The organism is Pseudomonas sp. SDO55104_S430, from assembly GCF_054070595.1.
Map to the genome: position 1 here is coordinate 1 of NZ_JBSVXG010000498.1, position 741 is coordinate 741.

Here is a 741-nt window from a genome sequence, read left to right on the forward strand (position 1 = left end):
GTCCACCGGATCTACCTGGCACACCGCGCTGCCGGGATTGACGACTGCTGCGCAGCCGGACGCAGGCTTCGCCAGCTGCTACAGGGATCGTGCCGGGTTTTAGGGGCGATACATCAGGTAGGCCTCGCCGGTGACGCGGATCATCGGGTGGGGTGTGATCTGGCAGGTGTCGACGATGCGAAAGCCGTGGCGTTCGTAGAAGCGGCGGGCGCCGGTGTTGGCGGCGTAGTCGATCAGGCTCAGGCCGTTGAGGCCCAGCTGGTTGGCGCGGTCGTAGGCGTAGGCGAGGAACTGTTTGCCCAGGCCCTGGTTGCGCCAGCCTTCGTGCAGCGCGAGGCTGGAGATATAGAGGGTGTCGGGGATTTCCATGGTGGCGTAGGGCGCCAGCACCGGGTCGGTGACCGGTTCGGCGAACGGGTCGTGGCGCATCACGTAGCTGTGCAGCATGCCGATGACCTGGCCGTCTGCCTCGGCGATCAGGCAGTTCTGCCAGGAGAAATCCACGCCGTCCCGGGCGTAGCGCAAGGCGCCGACGTCGAGCAGGTTCTGGCCGGGTTCGGCGATCTGGCTCCAGATGTAATCTGAAGCGCCTTCGGAAGAAATCTGGAACAGGCGCGCAATCTCCCGCGCATCGCTGCGCTGGGCGGAACGGAATTCAACAGTCATGGAGGTCCTTTGTGGGAGCGGGCTTGCTCGCGAATACGGAGTGTCAGTCACCCAAGATGTAGCTGACACACCGCT

The 741-nt window shown here is 64.4% G+C and carries 1 protein-coding gene; it reads right to left on the reverse strand.

What is annotated here, in order from left to right; all coding sequences use genetic code 11:
- Positions 1-99 precede the first annotated feature (99 nt).
- Positions 100-666, reverse strand: coding sequence for a GNAT family N-acetyltransferase (locus tag ACW9JE_RS30895; RefSeq protein WP_224539318.1), 567 nt, complete (start codon positions 664-666; stop codon positions 100-102).
- Positions 667-741 lie beyond the last annotated feature (75 nt).